The following is a 22535-nucleotide window of genomic DNA, read 5'->3' on the forward strand; positions in this document are numbered from 1 at the left end:
TATATAAGTTCCGCTCGAGCGCTTGTCGACCAACGATCGACCCTGGCGCAATCGCCGGCTACCGCGGGATCATGCATTCGCGTCGCCTGAACAGCTTCGGCCCCTACCTGCTGCTGCTCGCCACCTGCGTCGCGGGCTGGTGGTTCAAGGCGCATTGCGGCGCCTCATGGATCGGCGATGAGCAGTACATCACCGGCTGTTATTCGGATGCGGTGCCCTTCTGGGGGCTGCGCGGCGTTGCGGCGGGGCAGATCCCCTATGTCGAGGCGCGGATGGAGTATCCGGTGCTGACGGGGGCGCTGATCTGGCTGGAAGGCTTGATTGCGCGCGTGATCGGTGGGGCGCGGGCAGATGCGGCCGATTTCCTGCTTGTGGTGGCCTTGGTCAACGCTGTGCTGGCCTTTGCCGTGCTGCGGATGATGGAGCGCGCGGGGGTGCCGGCGGTGCGGCGCTGGTGGTGGGCGGGGGCGCCGCCGCTGGTGCTGTACCTGGGGCATAATTGGGACATGCTGGCCGTTGCGCTGGCGGTGGCGGCGTTCCTGGCTGCGCGGCGGGGGGAGGCGCTGAGCGCGGCGGCGCTGGCGGCGATCGGGACGGCGGCGAAGCTTTTCCCCGTTCTGCTGCTGCCACTGATCGGCCTCCAGGCGCTGTTGCCCGGAGGCAAAGCATGGCGGGAGCGGATCAGATCGGCCGCGATATTGACGGTCGTGGCCATCATGTTCTGGGCGATGTTCAACGCGCCGGTCGCCTGGCGGGCGTTCGACCATTGGAGCGAATTCTACACCTTCAGCCGCGAGCGTGGCGGGACCGCGGCGGCGGTGTGGGAGATCATGGGCGCGCAGGGCTGGTGGGTGAGCGATACCGAGACGCGCAACCTGTGGTCGTTCGTTGCCTTTGCCGGCGGCGCAGCGGCGATCGTGCTGCTCGGATGGCGGCGGCATAGTGACGCGCTCTGGGCGCTGTTCACCTCGGTGCTTGCCTGGTTCCTGCTGACCAACAAGGTCTATTCGCCGCAGTTCGACCTGTGGCTCTATCCCTTCCTGCTTATCACTTCGCGCAAGCTGTGGCCGGTCGCCTGGTTCGTGCTCGGCGATCTGGCGGCGTATTGGGCGGAGTTCTGGTTCTTCGCCTCGCCCGGCGGGGCCGGCATGGGGGTGACGCAGGGGCATATTGCCGTTGCGGCGGCGTTTCGTGCGGCGGCGATGCTGTGGATCATCGTGGATGCGGTGCGCAGCCCGGCGCCGGCGTGGCTGCTTATTCTGCCGCCAGCAACGTCTCCGCAGCCTGAAGGTCGACCGACACCAATCGGCTGACGCCGCGCTCGATCATGGTGACGCCGAACAGGCGGTGCATTCGGCTCATCGTGACGGCATTGTGGGTGACGATGAGGTAGCGCGTCTGCGTCTCGCGGCTCATCCGATCGAGCAGGTCGCAGAAGCGTTCGATATTGGCGTCGTCGAGCGGGGCGTCGACTTCGTCGAGGACGCAGATCGGCGCGGGATTGGTGAGGAACAGGCCGAAGATGAGCGCGACGGCGGTCAGCGCCTGTTCGCCGCCGGACAGCAAGGTGAGCGACTGGAGCCGCTTGCCGGGCGGCTGGGCCATGATCTCCAGCCCGGCCTCGAGCGGATCGTCCGAATCGATCAGTTCGAGATGCGCCTGGCCGCCGTTGAACAGAGTCGTGAACAGGCGGCGGAAATGGCCGTTCACTGCCTCGAACGCCGCGAGCAGGCGCTGGCGCCCTTCGCGATTCAGCGTGCCGATCGAGCCGCGCAGGCGGTTCACGGCCTGGCCAAGCTCCTCGCGCTCGGCGGCATTGCCGCTGGCGCCGGCCTCAAGCTCCGCCAGTTCCTGCTCGGCGACGAGATTGACCGGGCCGACCCGCTCGCGATCACGGACGAGCTTGTCGTGTGCGGCGGCCTCGTCCTGCGGCGAGCGGATCTCGGCACTGTCGAAGCCGATTTTTTCGGGAAGGACGGGGGCGGGACATTCGAAGCGTTCGCCAGCAACGCGGCCGAGCTCGACGCGGCGAAGCTCCTGGCTTTCGGCGCGCGCGGCGGCGCCGGCGCGTGCTTCGCGTGCCTCCGACAGCGTTTCGCCGGCGCGGCGGGCGGCCTCCTCGCTCTGGCGAAGTGCGCTCTCGGCGTTGCGTTCGGCAGCCGCCAGTTCCTCGGCTGTACGACGAGCGGCATCATGCGCGGCGGCGGTGTCGGCGATGGCGGCGGCGAGTTCGTCCGGGCGCGCGGCGATGGCGGCGGTTTCGGCCGCGATTTCCGCCTCGCGCTTGCCCATGTCGGCGATGCGCCGGGCGGCGTCGCCAGCGCGGGCGCGCCAGCTTTTCACATCGGCCTGCGCGGCGGCGAGACGGTTGCGGGCGTCCTCCCCGGCGCGCTCGGCGGCGGCGCGGGCGGCGCGTGCTTCGGCGACGGCGGTGCGGCGGTGCTCGGCCTCGCGCTGAAGCGACGTGACGGTGGCGGCGGTGGCGCTGGTATCGGGCAGCGCCGTGAGCGCCGTGGCGGCGGTCGCGTGGTCGCGCGCGGCGTCGTCGCGCTCGGCGGCGGTTCGCGCCGCGCGGGCGTCGAGATCGGTGCGCAGGCCCGCAAGCCGTTCGAGCTGGGCGGTGGCGCGATCCTGCCGGGTGCGAGCGTCTCGGGCGGTGGCATCGGCGCGGGCGAGCTGCTCGCGCGCGGTGCGCGCCGCGGTGCGGGCGGCGGTGATCGTCGCTTCCTCACGGGCGAGATCGGCCTCGGCGGCCTGCACGCGATCGCGGGCGGCGGGGAGCGCTGCGTCGATCGCGGCAAGGCGGTTCAGGCGTTCGAGCCGCTCGGCCGCGGCGGCGCCGCTTTGCCGGGCGACATAGCCGTCCCAGCGGCGGAGCTGGCCGGTGCGGGTGACGAGGCGTTCGCCGGGGGCGAGCGGGCGCTGATCATCCGTGTCGAGGACGATGATGTGCGCGAGGCGGGGGGTGAGGCGCGCGGGGGCGGTGACGTGGTGGATCAGGCGGTCGGCGGTGGGCGCGGTGGTCGTCGTTGGGTCGGCCGCCGCATCTGACCAATAAGTATCGGATTGCTGGTCGAGGCCGACTTCCAGGTCGTCGCCCAATGCGGCGGCGAGGGCGCGTTCGTAGCCGGGGGCGGCGCGGACGTGATCGAGCAGGCGGTCGCGGCCCTTGCGCTCGGTCGCGCGGCGGAGCGCGGCGGCCTCGCTGTCGAGCGCGGCGAGATCGGCGCGGGCGGCGGCGCGGGTGGCCTGTGCTGCGTCGCGCGCGCTCAGGGCTGCGCGTTCGGCGACCTCGGCGTCGGCCTGCGCGGTGCGGGCTGCTTCGGCTTGGTGAAGGGCGGCTGCGAGCGTCGCGGCGGCGGTATCGCGATCGCGCTCCAGCGGGGCGGCGTCACCGAGCGCGGCGAGCTGCTGCGCGATTTGTGCCACTTCCCGCTCGGCGCGGTCGAGGCGGGTGCGTGCGGCGGCGGCGGCGGCATGGGCGACGCGCGCGTCGGCGGCTTCGGCGGCCTGGCGGGCGAGTGCCTGGGCGAGCGCGACCTCGGCATCGCGGGCGCGGCGTTCGGCGTCCGCCAGTGCGGCCTCGCGGACGGGGAGGTCGGTGGCGGCAGCGGCGATGGCGGTTTCCAGCGCCTTTCGCTCGGTATCGAGCCGGGCGAGCGCCTCGGCGGCGTCATGGGCAAGCGCGCCTTCGCGGCTGCGATCGTCGGCGATGCGCGCGGCGGCTTGTGCAAGGTCAGCGAGGCGGCGGCTTACAGCTTGTTCCTCGGCGCGAAGGGCGGCGAGTTGATGCGCGATTTCTCCGCTGCGGTCGCGGGCGTCGAGCGCGGCGGTGCGGGCGGCAGCCAGCGTTTCGGTGGCCTGCGCCTGCGCGGTGGCGGCCTGCTGCTGGAGAATACTGGCCTGCGCCACGCGCGCCTCAGCAGCGATCGCCTCTGCCCTGGCCAGATCGGCGGCGGTCGCCGCTTCGCGCCAGCGGGCGAAGATCATGCGGGCCTCGGCGACGCGGATCTGGGTGGAGAGGAGGCGGTATTTTTCCGCCTGGCGTGCCTGGCGACGGAGCGCGGCGGCGCGGGCTTCCTGATCGGCGATGACTTCGTCGAGGCGCAACAGGTTGGCCTCGGTCGCGCGCAATTTCTGTTCGGCGTCGCGGCGGCGGACGTGGAGGCCCGCGATGCCGGCGGCTTCCTCCAGCATGGCGCGGCGGTCGGTGGGCTTGGCGGCGATGACCGCGCTGATCCGGCCCTGGCTGACGAGTGCGGGGGAGTGGGCGCCGGTCGCCGCGTCGGCGAACAGCAGCGACACGTCCTTGGCACGTACGTCCTTGCCGTCGATGCGATAGGCGCTGCCCGCGCCACGTTCGATGCGGCGGACGATTTCGGTCTCGTCGCCGTTCACTTCGGCGAGGAGGGAGACTTCGGCGAAGTCGCGCGGGGGGCGGGTGGCGGTGCCGGCGAAGATCACGTCTTCCATGCCGGCGCCGCGCATCGACTTTGCGCTATTCTCGCCCATCGTCCAGCGCAGCGCTTCGAGCAAATTGGACTTGCCGCAGCCGTTGGGGCCGACGACGCCGGTCAGCCCCGGCTCGATCCTGAGATCGGCCGGATCGACGAAGCTTTTGAAGCCGGAAAGGCGCAGCCGCTTGATCTGCACAGTCGCGCAGTCTTGGCGCGATCAGCGGGCGTTGCGCAAGGGGGCGTCAGTTGCGCTGTGCGACCAGCCCGCGCGCGATCACCTGCGCCTGGATTTCCGCCGCGCCCTCGAAGATGTTGAGGATGCGCGCGTCGCACAGGATGCGGCTGATCTCGAATTCCAGCGCATAGCCGTTGCCGCCGTGGATCTGGAGCGCGGCATCGGCATTGCTCCACGCGGCGCGGGCGGCGAGCAGCTTCGCCATGCCGGCCTCGATATCGCAGCGCTTGCCCGAATCCTTCGCGCGGGCGGCGGCATAGGTGAGCTCGCGCGCGGCGATGAGATCGACGAGGCTCATCGCCAGTTTGTCGGCGACGCGCGGGAAGTGGATGATCGCGCGGCCGAACTGCTGGCGATCGACCGCGTAGGACAGGCCGAGTTCGAGCGCGCGGCGGGCGACGCCGACGGCGCGCGCGGCGGTCTGAATCCGGGCGCCCTCGAAGGTGCGCATCAGCTGCTTGAAGCCCTGACCTTCCTCGCCGCCGAGCAGGGCGTCGGCGGGGGCGGACATGCCGTCGAAGGAGAGCGCATATTCGCGCATCCCGCGATAGCCGAGCACCTCGATCTCGCTTCCCGACATGCCCGGCGCAGGGAAGGGATCGCTTTCGGTGCCGCGCGGCTTGGGGACGAGCAGCATTGAGAGGCCGGCATAGCCCTTCGCATCCGGCAGCGTGCGGGCGAGGAGGGTCATGAGGTCGGAGCGGCTGGCGTGGGTGATCCACGTCTTGGCGCCGTCGATCCGCCAGCTATCGCCATCGCGTCGCGCGCGGGTTTGCAGCGAGCCGAGATCGCTGCCGACGTCGGGCTCGGTGAAGACGGCGGTGGGGAGCACCTCGCCGCTGGCGATGCGCGGGAGCCATTCGGCCTTTTGCGCTTCGGTGCCGGAGCCGGCGATGAGTTCGCCGGCGATTTCGGAGCGGGTGCCGAGCGAGCCGGCGCCGATCCAGCCGCGCGACAATTCCTCGGTGACGATGCACATGACGAGCTTCGACAGGCCGAGGCCGCCGTAATTCTCGGGGATGCAGACGCCGAACGTGCCGAGCTGCGCCATCTTAGCGACGGTGGCGTCGGGGATCAGATCGTTGGCGAGATGCCAGCCGTGGGCGTGGGGCAGGATCTCGGCATCGGTGAAGCGGCGGAACTGGTCGCGGATCGCGTCCAGCTCGGCATCGTGGAGCGTCTCGCTGGGCCATTCGCCGGCGGCGAGGCGATCGACCAAGACGCGGCGATCGGCGGCGGCGTCATGATCGAGGAGGTCGGCGCAGGCGGTTGCGAGCGTGCGCGCCGGGGCGGCGAGGCCGAGGTCGGCGGGGCGGAACAGTTCGTTCTGGCCCATCGGCAGGCCACCGACGAGCTGAGCGATGCTCTCCTGAACGGCGAGGCGGGCGACGAGGGCGTTGACGTCCCCTGAGTTGCGGTCCGCCCAGTCGGCCACCGCCTCCAGCGCGGCGACGGTAGTGGCGACCCAGGCGAAGCCGTGCGCCGCGCGCTGCTCGGTGTCGATCGGCGCGGCGTCCAGCCGGGCCGCGAGGGCGGCACGGGCGTCGTCGCGATAGCGTTGCGCCGCCGCCAGTGCCTCCCCCAGCATTATGCGCGCTCGAAGACCGCGGCGATGCCCTGGCCGCCGCCGATGCACATCGTCTCCAGACCATAGCGGCCGTCACGGCGGACGAGTTCGCGGGTCAGATTGGCGAGGATTCGGCCGCCGGTGGCGCCAATCGGGTGGCCGAGCGAAATGCCCGAGCCGTTGACGTTGAGGATTTCGTTGCGGCTGTCGTCCTGGCTCCAACCCCAGCCCTTGAGCACGGCGAGCACCTGCGGCGCGAACGCCTCGTTCAGCTCGACGAGGTCGATGTCGGACCAGGAGAGGCCGTTGCGGGCGAACAGCCGCTCGACCGCCGGGACCGGGCCGATGCCCATGCGCGAGGGGTCGCAGCCGGCCGCGGCCCAGCTGTGGAACCAGGCGATCGGCTCAAGCCCCAGTTCCTCCAACTTGTCCTCCGCCACGACGAGGCAGGCGGCTGCGGCGTCATTCTGCTGGCTGGCGTTGCCGGCGGTGACGACGCCGCCCTCGATCGGGCGCAGACGCCCAAGCGTCTCCAGCGTGGCGTCGGGGCGATAGCCCTCGTCGTGGTCGAACACCACGGGCTCGCCCTTCTTCTGCGGCACCGAGACGGGGACGAGCTCGTCGGCGAACAGGCCCTTTTCCCAGGCGGCGGTGGCGCGCTGGTGCGAGCGGACGGCATAGGCGTCAGCCTCCTCGCGGCTGATGTTGTAATCCTTGGCGAGGTTCTCGGCGGTCTCGATCATGCCGCTGATGACGCCGAACCGCTCGACCGGCTGCGACATGAGGCGGCCGCGCGTCAGGCGATCGTGGATCGTGAGATTGCCCGAGCGCACGCCCTTGCGGATGTCGGTGGTGTAATGTTCGACGTTGGACATGCTCTCGCAGCCGCCGGCGACGACCACATCGCTGACGCCGGTCTGCACCATCATCGCAGCGTCGATCACTGCCTGAAGGCCGGAGCCGCAGCGGCGATCGAGCTGATAGCCCGGCACCTCGATCGGGAGGCCGGCGGCGAGCCATGCCCAGTGGCCGATCGCCGGCGCCTCGCCATTGCCATAGCCTTGCGCGAAGACGACGTCGTCGACGCGGCTCGGATCGATCTTCGTGCGCTCCATCAGCGCCTTCAGGATCGTCGCGCCAAGCTGGCCCGCGGTGAGCGAGGAGAGGCTGCCGCCGAACTTGCCGACGGCGGTGCGGATCGGGGCGACGATGGCGGCGCGGCGCAGGCCGGTGCTGGCGGACATGGGGCAACTCCTGTCAAAAACGGAGATGCGACGGCAGGTGTCCGGGCGCTCTCCTTACTGTGTCTGCGCCTATCGGATGGCCGGTCCGGTTTCAACCACATGGACCGCTTTTCAGCCCGTTGAATGCCGCGGCGGGGAGCGGAAAGGGGCATCTTGCGCCGGGCGCATCGGCAACGCTATGGCCGGCGCATTCGCAAGGACCCGGTGAAAGCCCGGGTGGCTATCCCGGCCGCTGATCCGCCGGGCAACCTGCACAGATGTCATTTTTCCTGCCGCCTGCCTTGTCGTGCGCGCGGCGTTCTGTGTTGCGTTCAACGAACAGGTTTCCCCTTTTCATGCTTTCCCGTTTCCGAACTGAATGGTTCGCTGGTGCCGGCGACGTGCGGCGCGAGGCACTGGCCGGCATCGTCGTGGCGCTGGCGCTGATCCCCGAGGCGATCGGCTTTTCGATCATCGCCGGGGTCGATCCCAGCGTGGGCCTGTATGCCTCCGTCGCGATCGCCATCGTCATCTCGCTGCTGGGCGGGCGTCCCGGCATGATCTCCGCCGCCACCGCCGCGGTCGCCGTGGTGGTGACGCCGCTGGTGCGCGACCATGGCGTGAACTACCTTTTTGCCGCGACCATCCTGATGGGGGTGATCCAGATCGCCGCGGGGCTGCTGCGGCTCGACCTGTTGATGCAGTTCGTCTCGCGATCGGTCATCACCGGGTTCGTCAATGCGCTGGCGATCCTGATCTTCATGGCGCAGGTGCCGCAGCTGATCGGCGTCAGCTGGCACACCTATGCGATGATCGCCGCGGGGCTGGCGATCATCTACCTGCTGCCGCGGGTGACGAAGGCTGTGCCGTCGCCCTTGGTGGCGATCATCATACTGGCGATCGTCAGCATCGCGATGAGCCTGCCGGTGCGTACGGTGGGCGAGATGGGGCGGCTGCCCGAGGGGCTGCCTAGCCTTGCGCTGCCCGACGTGCCGCTGACGCTCGAGACGTTGCGCATCATCCTGCCGTTTTCGCTGACCATGGCGGCGGTGGGGCTGCTGGAATCCTTGCTGACCGCACAGATCGTCGACGACATGACCGATAGCGACAGCGACAAGCGGCGCGAGTGTATGGGGCAGGGCGGCGCCAACATGGTCGCGGCGCTGGTCGGTGGCATGGGTGGCTGCGCGATGATCGGCCAGTCGGTGATCAACGTGACGTCGGGCGGGCGCAAGCGGCTGTCGACCTTTATCGCCGGCGCGTTCCTGCTGTTCCTGCTGACAATGCTCGGCCCGATCGTGGGGCAGATCCCGATGCCGGCGCTGGTCGCGGTGATGATCATGGTGTCGATCGGCACGTTCAGCTGGAATTCGATCCCGAACCTGCGCCGCCATCCGCCTACGTCATCGGCGGTGATGCTGGTGACGGTGGCAGTGGTGGTGGCCACGCATGACTTGGCGCAGGGCGTGCTGGCCGGCGTGCTGCTGTCGGGCATCTTCTTCGCGGGCAAGGTGCGGCGGATGTTCGCCGTTGTGCGCGAGACGGAGGGCGAGCGGGTGCTGTACCGGGTGAGCGGCGAGATATTCTTCGCCTCGGTCGATCGCTTCACCCGCGCCTTTGCGCCCGAGGCGGGACGCGCGGTGACGATCGATGTGTCGGCGGCACATTTCTGGGACATTTCGGGGGTGGGCGCGCTGGACAAGATCGTCGCGCGGCTGCGGCGCGACGGGTCGGTGGTCGAGGTGGTCGGCTATAATCGCGCGAGCGCCGATCTGATCGACCGCTTCGCGTTGCACGACAAGACCGGCGTCGAGCTAGGCGCCGTGCCGCATTGAGGCCTGACACGTCGTGCCGGGACAGGCCCGGCATGACGTGACGGCTGGATTGCGAGAGTTCTACTCTGCCGCCACCTTGGCGGCGTCGCTTGCGGCCTCCAGCTCGGCGGCCTTCGCCTCGACCAGGCGGACGATGTGGTCGATCATGCCCTCGTCCTGGACGACATGGTCGGTGACGCCCGAGAGGTACACCATGTGCTTGCCATTGCCGCCGCCGGTGAGGCCGATGTCAGTTTCGCGCGCCTCGCCCGGGCCGTTGACGACGCAGCCAAGCACGGAGAGCGACATGGGGGTGCGGATGTGCTGGAGGCGTTCCTCCAGCGTCTGCACGGTGCGGATGACGTCAAAGCCCTGACGCGCGCAGCTGGGGCAGCTGACCACGCGGACGCCGCGGTTGCGGATGCCGAGCGATTTCAGGATCTCGAACCCGACGCGCACTTCCTCTTCGGGTTCGGCCGAGAGCGAGACGCGGATCGTGTCGCCGATGCCGTACCAGAGGAGCGAGCCGATGCCGATCGCGCTCTTCACCGTGCCGCCGACGAAGCCGCCCGCCTCGGTGATGCCGAGGTGAAGTGGGCAATCGACCGCCTCGGCGAGCTGCTGATACGCAGCGACGGCGAGGAACACGTCGGACGCCTTCACCGCGACCTTGAAGTCGTGGAAATCGCGGTCCTGCAGCAGCTTGATATGGTCGAGCGCGCTTTCGACCAGCGCCTCGGGGCAGGGCTCACCGTATTTTTCGAGCAGGTCCTTTTCCAGGCTGCCGGCGTTGACGCCGATGCGGATCGCGCAGCCGTTCGCCTTGGCGGCATTGACCACTTCGTTGACGCGATCGGCGGAGCCGATGTTGCCCGGGTTGATGCGCAGGCACGCGGCGCCGGCGTCGGCCGCCTCGAGCGCGCGCTTATAGTGGAAATGGATGTCGGCGACGATCGGCACGCGCGCGGCGCGCACGATCTGCTTCAACGCGGCGGTGGATTCGACGTCCGGGCAGCTGACGCGGATGATGTCGACGCCGGCATCCTCGCAGCGACGGATCTGGTCGATCGTCGCGCGGGCATCGTCAGTCGGCGTGTTGGTCATCGTCTGCACGGTGACGGGCGCGTCGCCGCCGACGGGCACGTTGCCGACCATGATCTGGCGGCTCGCGCGGCGGTGAATATCGCGCCAGGGGCGTAGGGACATCGAAGGGCTTCCTATCGGCTTTGGCATCGATATAGCGCCTCCAACACATAAACGAAACGTGGGGCAGGACGATGACACTTTCGCTGTACGACGCGGTGATCCCGTCGAACATCCAGATCCTGGGCGCGATCGACCGCCTGCTGGACAAGGCGGAAGCGTTCGCGGCCGAGAAGGGGATGACCGCCGCCGAGCTGATCGACGCGCGCCTCGCGCCCGACATGCTGCCGTTCGGCTATCAGGTGAAATCGGTCGCGGAACATTCGATCGGCGGGATCGAGGGCGTGCGCGGGGGCAATTTCTCGCCCAGCATGGCGCCGTGGCCGACCGACTTCGCCGGCCTGCACGAGCGGATCCAGGGCGCGATCGCCGCGCTGGAGGCGGTCAACCGGGCCGAGTTCGACGCGCTGGCGGACCGCGACACGCAGTTTTCGATGGGTGAGCTGCGCATGCCGTTCACCGGCGCGCAGTTCCTGCTGTCCTTCGCGCAGCCCAATTTCTATTTCCACGCGACGACGGCCTACGGGATCCTGCGCGCGCAGGGGATGAAGATCGGCAAGCGCGATTTCCTGGGGGCGCTGCGCATCAAGCGGTGAAGCGTGCGGCCAGCGCGCGGGACTGATCTCCAGCAACGTTTCGAAACAATCCGCGGGCGCTATAGCGCCGCGCCATGGACGACGCTGCGCCGGTTGCGCGCCATTATGGAATCGACTGGTTGCGCATCGGCGCGTTCGGGCTGCTGATCATCTATCATGTGGCGATGGTGTTCGCGCCCTGGCCGTGGGTGGTGAAATGGCCCGAGACGTTCCCTTCGCTGATCGTGCCGATGGCGCTGCTGACGCCGTGGCGGATCCCGTTGCTGTTCGTGGTCGCGGGCTTTGCGACGCGGCGGCTGATCGCGCGCATGCCCAGCATCGGTGCGTTCGCGCATCAGCGCAGCCTTCGCCTGCTGGTGCCGCTGGCCTTCGCGATGCTGGTCTTGTTGCCGCCCGAATTGTGGGTGCGGGCACGGCTGGCGGGGGATGCCGCCAGCCTCGCGACGTTCTGGCTGAACGATTACTGGCGCCCGTGGGCGCAGAACGGCCGCGGCTTCCCGCAGTGGGAGCATATGTGGTTCGTCGTCTATCTGTGGGCCTATACCATGGTCCTCGCGTTGCTGCTGGCGCGGGGCGGCGCGGGGCGGATCCAGGCGTGGTTCGAGTGGCTGGCAGTGGGACGGCGGATCATCTGGGCGCCGATGCTGGCGCTGGCCGGCGCGAAGGTCGCGTTGATGTTCGTCGTGCCGGAAACGCAGGGACTGACCACCGACTGGTCGGGCCATGTGGGCTATCTGCCGCTGTTCCTGTTCGGCTTCGCGCTGGGCGGATCGCTAGCCTTGTGGCGCGCGATCAGGCAGCATTGGGTGGGCGCGCTGGTCATCGCCGGGCTTTGCTCGCTGGTCGTCGTCGGGGTCGAGCTGCATTACCAGGGGTTGGACGTGCCGGGCCACGCGCTGATGGCGGCGAACCGCGCGGCGCGGCGGGCGATGGCGTGGGGCGTGATCATCGCGCTGCTGCGACTGGCGGACGGGATGCTCAACCGCGATCACCCGCTGCGCCGGCCGCTCGCGGAAGCGGTGTTCCCGGCGTATCTGATCCATCATCCGGTGCTGGTCGTCCTGGCGTGGGTGATCCCGTCTTGGGGAATGAGCGCGGGCGACGGCTTTGTCTTCCTGCTGAGCGCGACCGCCGCCGCCTGCGTCGCCTGTTACGTGATCGGCCGCGACATTCCCTGGCTGCGCCCGCTGATCGGCCTGGCGCCAGCGACACCCCGGCCAGCGCGGCGGCTGGCCTAGCGGTATCCGCCCTGCTAGTTCCCCGGCGATGCAGCGGCATTACGGCCTCGACTGGCTTCGGATCGGGGCGTTCGCGATCCTGATCCTGTATCACATCGGCATGGTGTTCGTGCCGTGGGGCTTTCACGCGAAGCTTGGCGCCGAACAATGGGTGACGGTGCCGATGATGCTGTCCAACCCGTGGCGACTGTCGCTGCTGTTCCTGGTGTCGGGCTATGCCAGCCGGGCGCTGTTCGTGCGGCATCCGGGGCCGTGGCCGTTCGTGCGCAACCGCACCGCGCGGCTGCTGATCCCGCTCGCCTTCGGCATGGCGGTGATCGTGCCGCCGCAGCCATGGGTCGAGCTGGTGACGCAGCATGGCTGGACGGGCGGCTTCCTCGCCTTCTGGACCGGCGATTATTTCGCGTTTCGCCGGATCGACGGCATCGCGCTGCCGACGTGGAACCACCTTTGGTTCGTCGCCTATCTGTGGGTCTATACGCTCGCCTTCACTGCCGTGCTGACGATCACGCCGGGCGGTGTTCGGGCGGCGGCGCAGCGGGCGTTCGAGCGACTGTTCGGCGGCGTCGGCGCGCTGATCCTGCCGATGGCCTGGCTGATGCTGGTGAGCGGCGTGCTGTTCCCCGGTGCGCGCGAGACGCATGAGATGGTCGGCGATTGGGTGGCGCATGCGACCTATTTTCCGATGTTCGTACTGGGATACGCCATGGCCGGCAGCGAGCGGATGCTGGCCACTTTCGCGCGGTGGTGGACGGTGACGGCACTGGCGGCGCTGCTGGCGTTCCTGGCCGTGGCGACGATCCAGATCGTCTTTGCCGGCTATCGGGTGACGCCGCGGCCGTTCGGCACGATCTTCAGCCTGGCGCGCGGGGTGCAAGGCTGGATGACGATCGCCGCGCTGATCGGCGTGGCGGAGACCTATTGGAACCGCGACCATCGCTGGCGCCCGATGCTGACCGAGGCGGTGTTTCCCTTCTACATTATCCACCAGACGATCATCGTCGTCGTCGCTTATTGGTTGCTGCTGGCGGGTCTGCCGCTCACGCTCGACTTCGTCATTCTGGTGGCGGCGACGGTGGCGGGATGCTGGGCCTTTTACCTCGGTGGGCGGCGCGTGTCGTGGCTTCGCCCGCTGATCGGCCTTCGCCTGCATCGCCCGCGCGCCGACATTCCCGATCCCCGACCTGCCATTGTCTGAACACGCCAATTGTCTGACGAAAAGGAACATCATGCGCCTGTTGCTGCCCGTTCTTGCCGCTCTGCTCGCCACCCCTGCCATGGCGAAGGAGGCGCCGCGCTGGTCGCTGGCGATCCATGGCGGTGCCGGGGTGATCGAGCGTGACAAGCTGTCACCCGCGCAGGACAAGGCGATCCGTGCCGCGCTGAAGCAGGCGCTGGCCGCCGGATCGGCAGTGCTCGACAAGGGCGGCAGCGCGCTGGACGCGGTCGAGGCGGCGATCCACGTGCTGGAGGATGATCCGCACTTCAACGCCGGGCGCGGCGCGGTCTTCACCTGGGAGGGCCGCAACGAGCTGGACGCCGCGGTGATGGACGGGCGCACCCGTGCCGCCGGCGCGGTGGCCGGGGTCACCGCCACGCGCCATCCGGTGAGCCTGGCGCGCGCGGTGATGGAAAAGAGCGATCATGTGTTCCTGGCCGGCGCGGGGGCGGACGCCTTTTCGCGCGCGCAGAAGCTGGAACAGGCCGATCCCGCGTGGTTCGCGACGCCCGAGCGGCGGCGGCAGCTCGAGACGCTGAAGGCCAAGAAGCTGTCGGCGATCGACGTCGATCGCAAGTATGGCACGGTCGGCGCGGTGGCGCGCGATGCCAACGGCCATGTCGCGGCGGCGACGTCGACCGGGGGCGTGACGGGCAAGCGGTGGGGCCGGATCGGCGACGCGCCGGTGATCGGGGCGGGCACCTATGCCGACGATCGCGCCTGCGCCGTTTCCGCGACGGGTGCCGGCGAATATTTCATCCGTGAGGGCGTGGCGCATGAGATCTGCGCGCGCATCCGCTTCAAGGGCGACAGCCCCAAGGCGGCGGCCGATGCGGTGATGGCCGAGGTGCAGGCGCTGGGCGGCGACGGCGGCGTCATCGTCAACACGCCGTCGGGCGAGATCGCCTGGAGCTACAACACGCCGGGCATGTATCGCGGCCGGGTGAGCGCGGGCAGCGCGCCAGCCGTCGCGATCTACCGCGACGAGCCCTGACGCCGCGATCTACCGCGACGAACCCTGACACGAGGAGGAGCGGCGGCTGCCTGCGGGCGGCCGCCGACCTTATTGGCCGAACGAGCCGGCGCGGTAGAGCAGGGTGATCGCCACCCTGCGATTGCGCGGGTCCATCGGATTGTCGGTGATCATCGGTTCGCGATCGGCCACGCCCTCGATCCGGTGGAAGCGCGATTCGGGAATCCCGCCGCGCGCCAGGCGGCGGCGTGTCGCCTCGGCGCGGCCGGTGCCCAGGATCCAGTTGTTCATCGCGCGCGGATCGCCGAACGGCAGGCTGTCGGTATGGCCGCGGATCATGATCGGGTTCTGTGTTTCGCGGATCCCCTCCGCCACCATGCCGATCAGCGCCGACGCATCGCTTTCCAGCGCGGTCGTGCCGAGCGCGAACATCGAATAATTGGCATCGTCGACCAGATCGATGCGCATGCCGTTGGGCGTCATGGTGAAGCGGATGTGCTTGGCGAGCTTCGCTAGATTCTGCCGCTCGCGCAGCTGCTTCTCCACCTGCTGCTTCAGCTTGGAGAAGTTCCGGCGGTCCTCCTCCGCGATCGCCTGGCGGCTGCGCAGCGAGCCCTTGGCCCCGGTGCCGATCTGCGGCCCGCCAGCGCCGTCAGCGCGCGCAACGATCATCGGCATGCGCGAATTGCCGTCGAGTGGTCCCGTCTTCTCGTCGGTGGTGACCGAGTTGCCGCCCAAGAGGCCACCGCCACCGACGCCAAGCGATTTGGTGTTGAGGATGGTCGGCGCGAAATAGTCGGCGATGCCCTTGCGCTGTTTTTCCGTGGTGGCGCCGAGCAGCCACATCAGGAGGAAGAACGCCATCATCGCGGTCACGAAATCGGCATAGGCGACCTTCCACGCGCCGCCGTGATGGCCGCCGTGACCCTCGATATAGATCTTCTTGACGATGATCTTGGGTGGCTGGTTGCTGCCATGGGGTGCGCGCGCGGCCATGGCTTACTTACCCCTCAGGCCGTCGAACACCTCGGCAAAGCCGGGCTGGTTGCTGTGCGCGATGCCCGAGCGGGCGGCCTCGATCACCAGCGGCTGCGGGTGGCCGTGGAGCGAGGCGATGATGATCTGCTTCACCACGTGATAGATCGCGGCATCGGCATCGATCACCTGCTTCAGCCGCGAGGCGAGCGGGCTGACGATGCCATAGGCGAGCAGCACGCCGAGGAACGTGCCGACCAGTGCGGAGCCGATCATGCCGCCCAGCACGGTCGGCGGCTGATCGATCGAGCCCATCGTCTTCACGACGCCCAGCACGGCGGCGACGATGCCCAGCGCGGGGAGGGCGTCGGCGAGCGAGGTCAGCGTGGTGTGCGGCCCCTCCACCTCGTGATGGTGGGTCTTGATGGCGTTATCCATCACTTCCTCGACGGCATGGACATCGAGCGTGCCGGACGAAACGACTACCAGCCGCAGCGTGTCGGCGACCAGATTGACCAGCGTGTGATCGGCCAGCAGGCGGGGATATTCGGCGAAGATCGCGGAGGACTTCGGATCCTCGACATGCGGCTCCAGCGCGATCGGGCCTTCCATGCGCAGCATCTTCATCAGCTTCGACACGAGGAAGATGACGTCGAGATAATCCTGCTTCTTGTACTTGGGCCCCTTGAACACCTTGGCGAGGCCGCCGCCCATCGCCTTCAGCTCCTTGCCCGAATTGCCGATGATCAGCGCGCCGGCAGCGGCGCCGCCGATGATCAGCATTTCGTGCGGCAGGGCGTGGAGCACCGGGCCCAGCGAACCGCCCGTGAAGGCAAAGCCGCCGAAGACCATGGCGATAAGAACTACAAGGCCGATGGCGGCGAACATCTTTATCCCCGGACGCTACATAAGGTGCTATCTGTCAAACGACCGGCCGGGCGATTTCTTTACCGCAAAAATTGCCCCCGTGAGGAGCGGGCGGGTCAGCGCAGATAGTCGAAGAGCGACAGGCTGGAGAGCTTGGAGAAGCTCGCCTGAGTCGCCTGCAGGATCGTCATCGTCTTTTGCAGCTGGACGATCGTTTCGGTCGGATCGGCATCCTCGATATCGGTGCGCACCAGTTCGCGGTCGTCGGCGCTGGTCTTCAGCTGCGCGAGCTGCAGGTCGACGCGCACCTCGCGCGCGCCGAGCGACGTCTGCATCGCCGTCACCTGATCGCCGATCGTGCCGAGCGTATCGACCGCCTCGTCAGGGATCGGCTGGTCGCCGCGCAGCGCCGCGATGATCGCCGCCATGGCGGTGCCGAGGTCGTCGCCGTCCTTCACGCTAAGGAATTCGCGTGCGTTGACCGTCACCTCGACGCTCTGGCCGTCGCCGATCGGGATCGGTGCAGCCTTGCCGTCGGCAAAGGTCAGGGCGCCGGCGGCACCGGGCGTCACGGCGGCGCCGTCATCCTTGCCACCGAACAGCGGGAGGCCACGTGCATCCTTGCCGTTCGCCAGCGCGACGATCGATTCCATGATGCTGTCGAGCTCGGTCGCGATCACTTGCTTGGCGGCGGGCGAATTGGTGCCGTTGCGACCCTGGATCACCAGTTCGGAGGCGCGTTGCAGCCGCTCGGTCATCGAGGACAGGTTAGTGCCGGCCTGCTGCAGCGTCGCCTGGGCGAGCTTCACATTGGCGGCGTCCTGCGTGCCATCGGCGTTGGCGCGGTTGATCACCTGCAACCGCTGGTAGCCGACGCTGTCGTCCGAGGGCGCGAGCAGTTTCTTGCCGGTCGCCACCTGTTCGTTGAGCCGGTCGAAGTCCGCCTGCAATTTCTGCATCGACGCGGTCGAGCGGTTGTAGAACAGGTTGGTGGAAAGATTGACGCTCATCAGCGGATATCCAGCAAGGTCTGGAACGTGTCGCGGGCGATCGAGATGACTCGGCTGGACGCCTGATACGCTTGTTGGAAGCGGAGGAGGTCGACTGCCTCGCGATCGAGATCGACACCCGAGATCGCGTCGCGCGCGGCGACCGCGCCGTCGTGGATCGCGCCCTGCGCCTCCGCGACGACACCGCGCGCCTGGATCGCCGCGGCATTGGTCGAGACCATGTTGCCGATCGTGCCCTCGAAGCGCGCGCTGGTGCGCAAATTCTCCAGCGCGGCGAGATTGGCGTTGCCGCGCGTCCCCTCATCCGGTGCCGCCGCGGCGATCCCGCGCGGGTCGGTCATCGTCATGGTGATGTCGGTGGGGGAGTCTCCGACGGTGAACAGCGGCGCGCCGGCGGCATTGTCGAGCGTGCGACCGCCCGCCTGCACGGCGTTGACGCCGGCGACGAACTCGGTGACGACCTCGGAAAGCTCGATCCGCGCGCCTGCGATCCGCTGCGCCCCGTCGGTGATCCCGCCGAGCGCGCCGCCTTGCGGGGCCAGCACCGAAACAGTGTCGCCATTGGTGACGGCAAAGGCGACGGTGCCTTGCGCATTGCGCGCGTAGCTGACGGTCGCGACCTGATTGCCGCTCACCAGCGTCGTGCCCGCGCCGCCCCCGGCGCGCACGGTGGCGCGGCCGGCCGCGTCATAGGTGGCGGTGACGTCGACGAGGCCGCTCATCTGTTCGAGGATGGCGTCGCGCTGATCGGCGAGATTGACGGCGGCGTTGGTGTTGGGCGTGACTCGGCTCAGCCCGTCATTCACCTTGGCGAGCGCGGCCGACAGGCTGTTGAGATTGGCGACCGCGCCATCGGCGGTCGCGTCCAGCTCCGCCGTGGCGTTGGCGAGCGCGACGCCAGTGGCCGTGAAGGAGGCGGCGAGGGCGTTGGCCTGTTCCAGCATCACCGCGCGCGGCGCGGTGGCGGTCGGATCGGCGGCGACACCCTTTGCGGCGTTGAAGAAGGCGGTGAGGCGGCCCTCCAGGCCGGCACCGGTCAGCGAGGACTGGATCCGATCCATCCACACGCCGCCAGCCTCGGTCCGGGCAAGATCGGCGCCGGCGGTGCGCACGGCGGCGGCCTTGAACTGGTCAGCGGCGCGGGTGACTCCAGTGACGAAGACGCCGTGGCCGGTCGCGCGGCCCGTCGTTCCCGACGCGCTGCTGATCTCCGTCGTCGTGATCGTCCGGCGCGAATAGCCCGTGACCCCGGCGTTGGCGATGTTCTCCGACACCACGCCAAGGGCGGTCTGATTCGCGCGGACGCCCGATGCGCCGATGGAAAGAAGGTCGCTCACGCGGGCCTTGTGGATCAGTCGTGGTTAAGGGGCGGTTGAGGCGGGGGCGCCGGTTCCGCGTCTTTTTGGCCGACGTTCTGATTTTCGGCGTTTGTTGCCGAAAGGCCACGCGACAGGAATTCGGTCATCGCCTTGCCGATGCCGAGCGGCGTGTGCTGCGCCATCTGCTGCACCATTTTCTGGTCCTGCATGTCGCGGAAGGTGTCGATCGCCTGGCTGTCGAACAATGGCTCGGCAAGCTTCGCCGCGCGCATCGATTTCAGCATCATGCCGGTGAACACCGCCTCGAACTGCTGCCCCGCGGCCTTCAGGTTTTCGCTGGACGCCTCGCGCTTCAGGCCCGAGTCGATGCCCGTGGTGCCGGAGACGCGACCGATCTGAACGGGCCCGGTCACAGGACGATCAACTCGGCCTTGAGCGCGCCGGCTTCCTTCAGCGCCTCGAGAATGGCGACAAGATCGGCCGGCGAGGCGCCGATCGCGTTCACTGCCTTGACGATGTCGGCGAGCTTGGGGCCCGGGGCGAGGAGGAACATCGGGCGATGCTCCTCATCCACCGCGACACCCGATTTCTGTTCGCGCGCGGTCTGGCCCTGGCTGAAGGGCGCGGGCTGGCTGATGCGCTGGTTCTCGTCGATCCGCACGGTGAGCTTGCCGTGGGTGACGGCGGCGGGGCCGACGCGGACCGCGGAGTTGATGACGACGGTGCCCGAGCGGGCGTTGACGATGACCTTGGCCGGCGGCTCTGCCGACACGACGTCGAGATTCTCGATCGTCGACATGAGCGTCGCGCGCACGTCGGCGCCGACCGGCGCGCGCACCGCGACCGACACCGCATCGACCGCCTGCGCCACGCCGAAGCCCAGCCGCTGGTTGATCGCCGCGGCGACATTCTGCGCGGTGGTGAAATCGGCGCGCTGGAGATTGAAGGTGAGACTGGGCGAGTCGGCAAAGCCGGTGGCGACCGCGCGCTCCACGGTGGCGCCCTCCGGGATACGGCCGGTGGAGGGCGTGTTGACGACGATCTGCGAGCCGTCCTTGCCCTCTGCGCCGAGCCCGCCGACCGCGAGATTGCCCTGCGCCATGGCGTAGATCTGTCCATCGGCGCCGAGCAATGGTGCCATGATCAGGCTGCCGCCGCGCAAGCTCTTCGCCTTGCCCATCGAGGAGACGGTGATGTCGATCCGCTGGCCGGGCTTGGCAAAGGCGGGAAGCTCGGCAGTGATCATCACCACCGCGGCATTCTTCAGCCCCTGGTTCGCATTGGGCGGCAGCTGCAGGCCGAAGCGCGAAGCGACCGCCTTCATCGATTGCACGGTATATTCGAGATTGTCGTCGCCCGTGCCGGGCAGGCCGACGACCACGCCATAGCCGGTGAGCTGGTTCGACCGGATGCCCTGGAAGCCGCCGAGATCCTTGATCCGGTCAGCCGTTGCGGGCGCCGCGACGCACAGCGCGGCGATCAGCAGCGCAGGAAGGGCGAGGAGGGTGCGGAACATGATCATCAGAAGGGGCTCACGACCTGGAAGAAGCGGCTGAGCCAGCCCTGCCGCCCGGCGCGCGCGACATCGCCCTTGCCGGTGTAGGCGATCTGGGCGTCGGCGACGCGGGTCGACGCCACGCGATTGTCGCGGTCCACGTCGGCGGTGCGCACCAGCCCCTTGATCTGGATGAATTCGTCGCCGCGGTTGAGCGTCACGCGCTTCTGCCCCTGAACCAGCATCGTGCCGTTGGGATAGACCTGCGCCACGGTGACCGAGATTTCGCCGGAGAGCGAATTAGCCTGACCGGCCGTGCCGGTGCCGGCGAAATTGCGGTTGCCGCTGGCGCTGGCGTCGGTCGTGTTGAACAGGTTCAGCGGGCCAGTGGTCGGCGGGGTGATGCCGAAGCCGCCGCCCGAATCGAGCTTCGAGGTCGAGGACTTGGACGCCGCGGTCCGCTCCACCAGGACGATCGTCAGCGGATCGCCGACCCGGCGTGCGCGCCAGCCCTCATGCAGCGCGGCATAGCCGTCCGCCGCCTGGAAGATCGCGCCGGTCGCCGGCGCTGGCGCCGAAGCGACGGGAACGGGGTGGACGGCGGTGAAATCCTCTGCCGGTGCCTTCTTGCCGAACAGGCCGGCGTGGGCAGGCGCGGCGAGAAGCGCCAGGGTGCCGAATGTGGTGGCGAGCGGGAGCGTGCGCGACGTCATGGCCGGTCAGTCCTCAGATGTTCTGATTGACGTATTTGAGCATTTCGTCGGTGGCCGAGATCATCTTGGAATTGACCTCATAGGCGCGCTGAGTCTCGATCATGTCGACGAGTTCCTCGACGACGTTGACGTTGCTTGCCTCCAGCATGCCCTGGCGGATCTTGCCGCGGCCGTCCTCGCCCGGAACGCCCATGTTGGCGGTGCCCGATGCGGCGGTTTCGACGAGGTAATTGTCGCCGATCGACTGGAGCCCGGCGGTGTTGGGGAAGCTGGCGACCTGGATCTGGCCGAGGTTCGATGCCTCCGCCTGGCCGGGGATCGTCGCCGACACCGTGCCGTCCATGCCGATGGTGATCGCGGTGGCGTTTTCGGGCACGTTGATGCCCGGCATCACCTGATACCCCTCCGACGTGACCAGCAGGCCTTCGGGCGAGCGCGAGAAATTGCCGGCGCGGGTGTAGCCAAGCTGTCCGCCGGGCAGCTGCACCTGGAAATAGCCGTCGCCGTCCAGCGCCATGTCGAGGCTGTTGCCGGTGGTGGCAAGCGAGCCCTGCGTATCGATGCGGGCGGTGCTCTGCACGCGAACGCCGGTGCCGAGGTTGAGGCCGGTGGCGTAGCGCGTTTCCTGCGTCGACTGCGCGCCGGGCGCGGTGATCACCTGATAGCTCAGCGTCTCGAACGCCGCGCGATCACGCTTGTACCCGGTGGTATTCACGTTCGCGAGGTTGTTCGAGATCACCCGCATGCGCGTGTCCTGAGCGTCGAGCCCGGTGCGCGCGATGTGCATGGCGGCGGTGGTCATGGTCTAGTTCCTTCTAATCGCGCGCGGGGCTTAGCCGGGCATCCGCATGACGGAGGCGGCGCCTTCGTCCATGGTCTTGGCTTCCTTCAGCAGGTTCGCCTGGACCTCGTAGCTGCGCTGGTTCTCGATCATGTCGACGAGGACCTGGGTCATGTTGACGTTGCTTTGTTCGAGCGTGCCGGACGCGATCTTGGCGTCCATATTCTCCGGCAGCACGCCCCCCCCGCGCACGTGCATCAGATTGTCGACGCCCTTCACCGTCGACGAGCCGCGGTCCGACACCAGCTTCAGCTTGTCGATGACCGTGACGTCGGTGGCGGCGCCCCCCTGCGGCACGATCGAGATCGAGCCGTCCGAGCCGATCGAGAGCGAATTGTACGGCGGGATGGTGATGGGGCCCCCCGACCCCATCACCAGGTAACCGTCGCCCGTCTGCAACGTGCCCGACGCAGTGACGGTCAAGTCCCCGCGGCGCGTGTAGGCTTCGGTACCGTCGGGCGCCTGTACCGTCAGCCAGGTGTCGGCATCGGTCAGCGCCACGTCGAGATTGCGACCCGTCTGGATCATCGCGCCGACGCTGCGGTCGGCATCGGTGACTTCCTGCGCGGCCGGCGCGCGCGCATCGAAGCGGGCGCCGCCGCCCTTCAGTTCGATCCGGTCGAACACCACGCGATCGGCACGAAAGCCGGTCGTGGAGGCGTTTGCCATGTTGTTGGCGATAGCGGCCTGCGCCGCCATGTGCGCCTTGAGGCCCGTCGCCGCCGTATAGACCAGCTTGTCCATCGTTCGATCGATCCAAAGGTGTTCCGTTCACGCCGAAGCGCAGACG

The 22535-nt window shown here is 68.6% G+C and carries 19 protein-coding genes and 1 other annotated feature; of the genes, 6 read left to right on the forward strand and 13 right to left on the reverse strand.

The features are described 5' to 3' along the window. Positions 1–71: 71 nt before the first annotated feature. The gene (locus tag CA236_RS00620) at positions 72–1313 is read left to right on the forward strand and encodes a glycosyltransferase 87 family protein (protein WP_125944144.1); all 1242 of its coding nucleotides are present in this window, start codon (positions 72–74) and stop codon (positions 1311–1313) included. Here the strand turns inward: CA236_RS00620 and smc are convergent. From smc to CA236_RS00635, 3 genes are read right to left on the reverse strand one after another with little or no spacing between them, the layout of a single operon-like run. Beyond that, on the reverse strand, positions 1255–4653 hold the full coding sequence (smc, locus tag CA236_RS00625; RefSeq protein WP_125944145.1) for a chromosome segregation protein SMC: 3399 nt from the start codon (positions 4651–4653) through the stop codon (positions 1255–1257). The two genes, CA236_RS00620 and smc, sit on opposite strands and share 59 nt — an antisense overlap. Before the next feature lie 46 nt (positions 4654–4699). Continuing rightward, positions 4700–6280 carry an acyl-CoA dehydrogenase family protein gene (locus CA236_RS00630; RefSeq protein WP_125944146.1) on the reverse strand — a complete coding sequence of 527 codons (1581 nt, stop codon included), beginning with the start codon at positions 6278–6280 and terminating at the stop codon, positions 4700–4702. Next, a complete protein-coding gene (locus tag CA236_RS00635) occupies positions 6280–7503 on the reverse strand; it encodes an acetyl-CoA C-acetyltransferase (protein WP_125944147.1) in 1224 nt (407 codons plus the stop codon). Before CA236_RS00635 ends, CA236_RS00630 begins: the two co-directional genes overlap by 1 nt. Positions 7504–7697: 194 nt before the next feature. After that, positions 7698–7753: a sequence feature (sul1 is cis-regulatory element that is thought to sense ions involved in sulfur or methionine metabolism; They are found in Alphaproteobacteria), on the forward strand. An 85-nt stretch (positions 7754–7838) separates the two neighbouring features. On the opposite strand from CA236_RS00635, the gene CA236_RS00645 reads away from it, so the two are divergent. Next, positions 7839–9317, forward strand: a complete 1479-nt coding sequence (locus CA236_RS00645) for a SulP family inorganic anion transporter (RefSeq protein ID WP_206430477.1) — start codon at positions 7839–7841, stop codon at positions 9315–9317. A gap of 60 nt (positions 9318–9377) precedes the next feature. Here the strand turns inward: CA236_RS00645 and ispG are convergent, their stop codons facing one another. Further along, on the reverse strand, positions 9378–10502 hold the full coding sequence (gene ispG, locus CA236_RS00650; RefSeq protein WP_125944150.1) for a flavodoxin-dependent (E)-4-hydroxy-3-methylbut-2-enyl-diphosphate synthase: 1125 nt from the start codon (positions 10500–10502) through the stop codon (positions 9378–9380). A 71-nt stretch (positions 10503–10573) separates the two neighbouring features. On the opposite strand from ispG, the gene CA236_RS00655 reads away from it, so the two are divergent. The 4 genes from CA236_RS00655 to CA236_RS00670 all read left to right on the forward strand — a co-directional run bounded on the left by CA236_RS00655 (position 10574) and on the right by CA236_RS00670 (position 14546). Next, positions 10574–11095, forward strand: coding sequence for a DUF1993 domain-containing protein (locus CA236_RS00655; protein ID WP_046407755.1), 522 nt, complete (start codon positions 10574–10576; stop codon positions 11093–11095). Positions 11096–11169: 74 nt separating this feature from the next. Continuing rightward, the gene (locus tag CA236_RS00660) at positions 11170–12333 is read left to right on the forward strand and encodes an acyltransferase family protein (RefSeq protein ID WP_125944151.1); all 1164 of its coding nucleotides are present in this window, start codon (positions 11170–11172) and stop codon (positions 12331–12333) included. Between the two features lie 28 nt (positions 12334–12361). Then, positions 12362–13531 carry an acyltransferase gene (locus CA236_RS00665; protein WP_125944152.1) on the forward strand — a complete coding sequence of 390 codons (1170 nt, stop codon included), beginning with the start codon at positions 12362–12364 and terminating at the stop codon, positions 13529–13531. A gap of 31 nt (positions 13532–13562) precedes the next feature. Beyond that, positions 13563–14546, forward strand: a complete 984-nt coding sequence (locus CA236_RS00670) for an isoaspartyl peptidase/L-asparaginase (RefSeq protein WP_125944153.1) — start codon at positions 13563–13565, stop codon at positions 14544–14546. Positions 14547–14615: 69 nt separating this feature from the next. On the opposite strand, the gene CA236_RS00675 is transcribed toward CA236_RS00670, so the two are convergent. The 9 genes from CA236_RS00675 to flgF form a co-directional block, all read right to left on the reverse strand. Next, positions 14616–15521, reverse strand: coding sequence for a flagellar motor protein MotB (locus tag CA236_RS00675; RefSeq protein ID WP_125944154.1), 906 nt, complete (start codon positions 15519–15521; stop codon positions 14616–14618). A 3-nt stretch (positions 15522–15524) separates the two neighbouring features. Beyond that, entirely contained in the window at positions 15525–16388 is an 864-nt protein-coding gene (motA, locus tag CA236_RS00680; protein ID WP_046407760.1) for a flagellar motor stator protein MotA, read from the reverse strand. Between the two features lie 95 nt (positions 16389–16483). Then, positions 16484–17377, reverse strand: a complete 894-nt coding sequence (locus tag CA236_RS00685; protein ID WP_125944155.1) for a flagellin — start codon at positions 17375–17377, stop codon at positions 16484–16486. Beyond that, the gene (gene flgK / locus CA236_RS00690) at positions 17377–18714 is read right to left on the reverse strand and encodes a flagellar hook-associated protein FlgK (RefSeq protein ID WP_125944156.1); all 1338 of its coding nucleotides are present in this window, start codon (positions 18712–18714) and stop codon (positions 17377–17379) included. The genes CA236_RS00685 and flgK overlap by 1 nt, the downstream gene beginning before the upstream one ends. 14 nt (positions 18715–18728) lie before the next feature. Beyond that, positions 18729–19109: a rod-binding protein gene (locus CA236_RS00695; protein WP_241212444.1), complete on the reverse strand. Its 381-nt coding sequence runs from the start codon at positions 19107–19109 to the stop codon at positions 18729–18731. Continuing rightward, a complete protein-coding gene (locus CA236_RS00700) occupies positions 19106–20212 on the reverse strand; it encodes a flagellar basal body P-ring protein FlgI (RefSeq protein WP_125944333.1) in 1107 nt (368 codons plus the stop codon). The genes CA236_RS00695 and CA236_RS00700 overlap by 4 nt, the downstream gene beginning before the upstream one ends. A 5-nt stretch (positions 20213–20217) precedes the next feature. Further along, positions 20218–20904, reverse strand: coding sequence for a flagellar basal body L-ring protein FlgH (locus CA236_RS00705; RefSeq protein WP_125944157.1), 687 nt, complete (start codon positions 20902–20904; stop codon positions 20218–20220). Positions 20905–20917: 13 nt separating this feature from the next. Next, on the reverse strand, positions 20918–21706 hold the full coding sequence (gene flgG / locus CA236_RS00710) for a flagellar basal-body rod protein FlgG (protein WP_125944158.1): 789 nt from the start codon (positions 21704–21706) through the stop codon (positions 20918–20920). 30 nt (positions 21707–21736) lie between these two features. Then, positions 21737–22489 (reverse strand): flagellar basal body rod protein FlgF, encoded by a 753-nt coding sequence (flgF, locus tag CA236_RS00715; protein WP_125944159.1) that lies wholly within the window; start codon positions 22487–22489, stop codon positions 21737–21739. Positions 22490–22535: the final 46 nt, after the last annotated feature.

The sequence above is a fragment of the Sphingomonas sp. ABOLG genome, assembly GCF_003950435.1.
Lineage (GTDB): Bacteria > Pseudomonadota > Alphaproteobacteria > Sphingomonadales > Sphingomonadaceae > Sphingomonas > Sphingomonas panaciterrae.

Bases quoted from the DNA above. Each gene is read 5' to 3' on its own strand.
- CA236_RS00620 (WP_125944144.1), top strand. From the start codon at position 72: ATGCATTCGCGTCGCCTGAACAGCTTCGGCCCCTACCTGCTGCTGCTC.
- CA236_RS00630 (WP_125944146.1), bottom strand. From the start codon at position 6,280: ATGCTGGGGGAGGCACTGGCGGCGGCGCAACGCTATCGCGACGACGCC.
- CA236_RS00635 (WP_125944147.1), bottom strand. From the start codon at position 7,503: ATGTCCGCCAGCACCGGCCTGCGCCGCGCCGCCATCGTCGCCCCGATC.
- CA236_RS00645 (WP_206430477.1), top strand. From the start codon at position 7,839: ATGCTTTCCCGTTTCCGAACTGAATGGTTCGCTGGTGCCGGCGACGTG.
- ispG (WP_125944150.1), bottom strand. From the start codon at position 10,502: ATGTCCCTACGCCCCTGGCGCGATATTCACCGCCGCGCGAGCCGCCAG.
- CA236_RS00655 (WP_046407755.1), top strand. From the start codon at position 10,574: ATGACACTTTCGCTGTACGACGCGGTGATCCCGTCGAACATCCAGATC.
- CA236_RS00660 (WP_125944151.1), top strand. From the start codon at position 11,170: ATGGACGACGCTGCGCCGGTTGCGCGCCATTATGGAATCGACTGGTTG.
- CA236_RS00665 (WP_125944152.1), top strand. From the start codon at position 12,362: ATGCAGCGGCATTACGGCCTCGACTGGCTTCGGATCGGGGCGTTCGCG.
- CA236_RS00670 (WP_125944153.1), top strand. From the start codon at position 13,563: ATGCGCCTGTTGCTGCCCGTTCTTGCCGCTCTGCTCGCCACCCCTGCC.
- CA236_RS00675 (WP_125944154.1), bottom strand. From the start codon at position 15,521: ATGGCCGCGCGCGCACCCCATGGCAGCAACCAGCCACCCAAGATCATC.
- motA (WP_046407760.1), bottom strand. From the start codon at position 16,388: ATGTTCGCCGCCATCGGCCTTGTAGTTCTTATCGCCATGGTCTTCGGC.
- CA236_RS00685 (WP_125944155.1), bottom strand. From the start codon at position 17,377: ATGAGCGTCAATCTTTCCACCAACCTGTTCTACAACCGCTCGACCGCG.
- CA236_RS00700 (WP_125944333.1), bottom strand. From the start codon at position 20,212: ATGTTCCGCACCCTCCTCGCCCTTCCTGCGCTGCTGATCGCCGCGCTG.
- CA236_RS00705 (WP_125944157.1), bottom strand. From the start codon at position 20,904: ATGACGTCGCGCACGCTCCCGCTCGCCACCACATTCGGCACCCTGGCG.
- flgG (WP_125944158.1), bottom strand. From the start codon at position 21,706: ATGACCACCGCCGCCATGCACATCGCGCGCACCGGGCTCGACGCTCAG.
- flgF (WP_125944159.1), bottom strand. From the start codon at position 22,489: ATGGACAAGCTGGTCTATACGGCGGCGACGGGCCTCAAGGCGCACATG.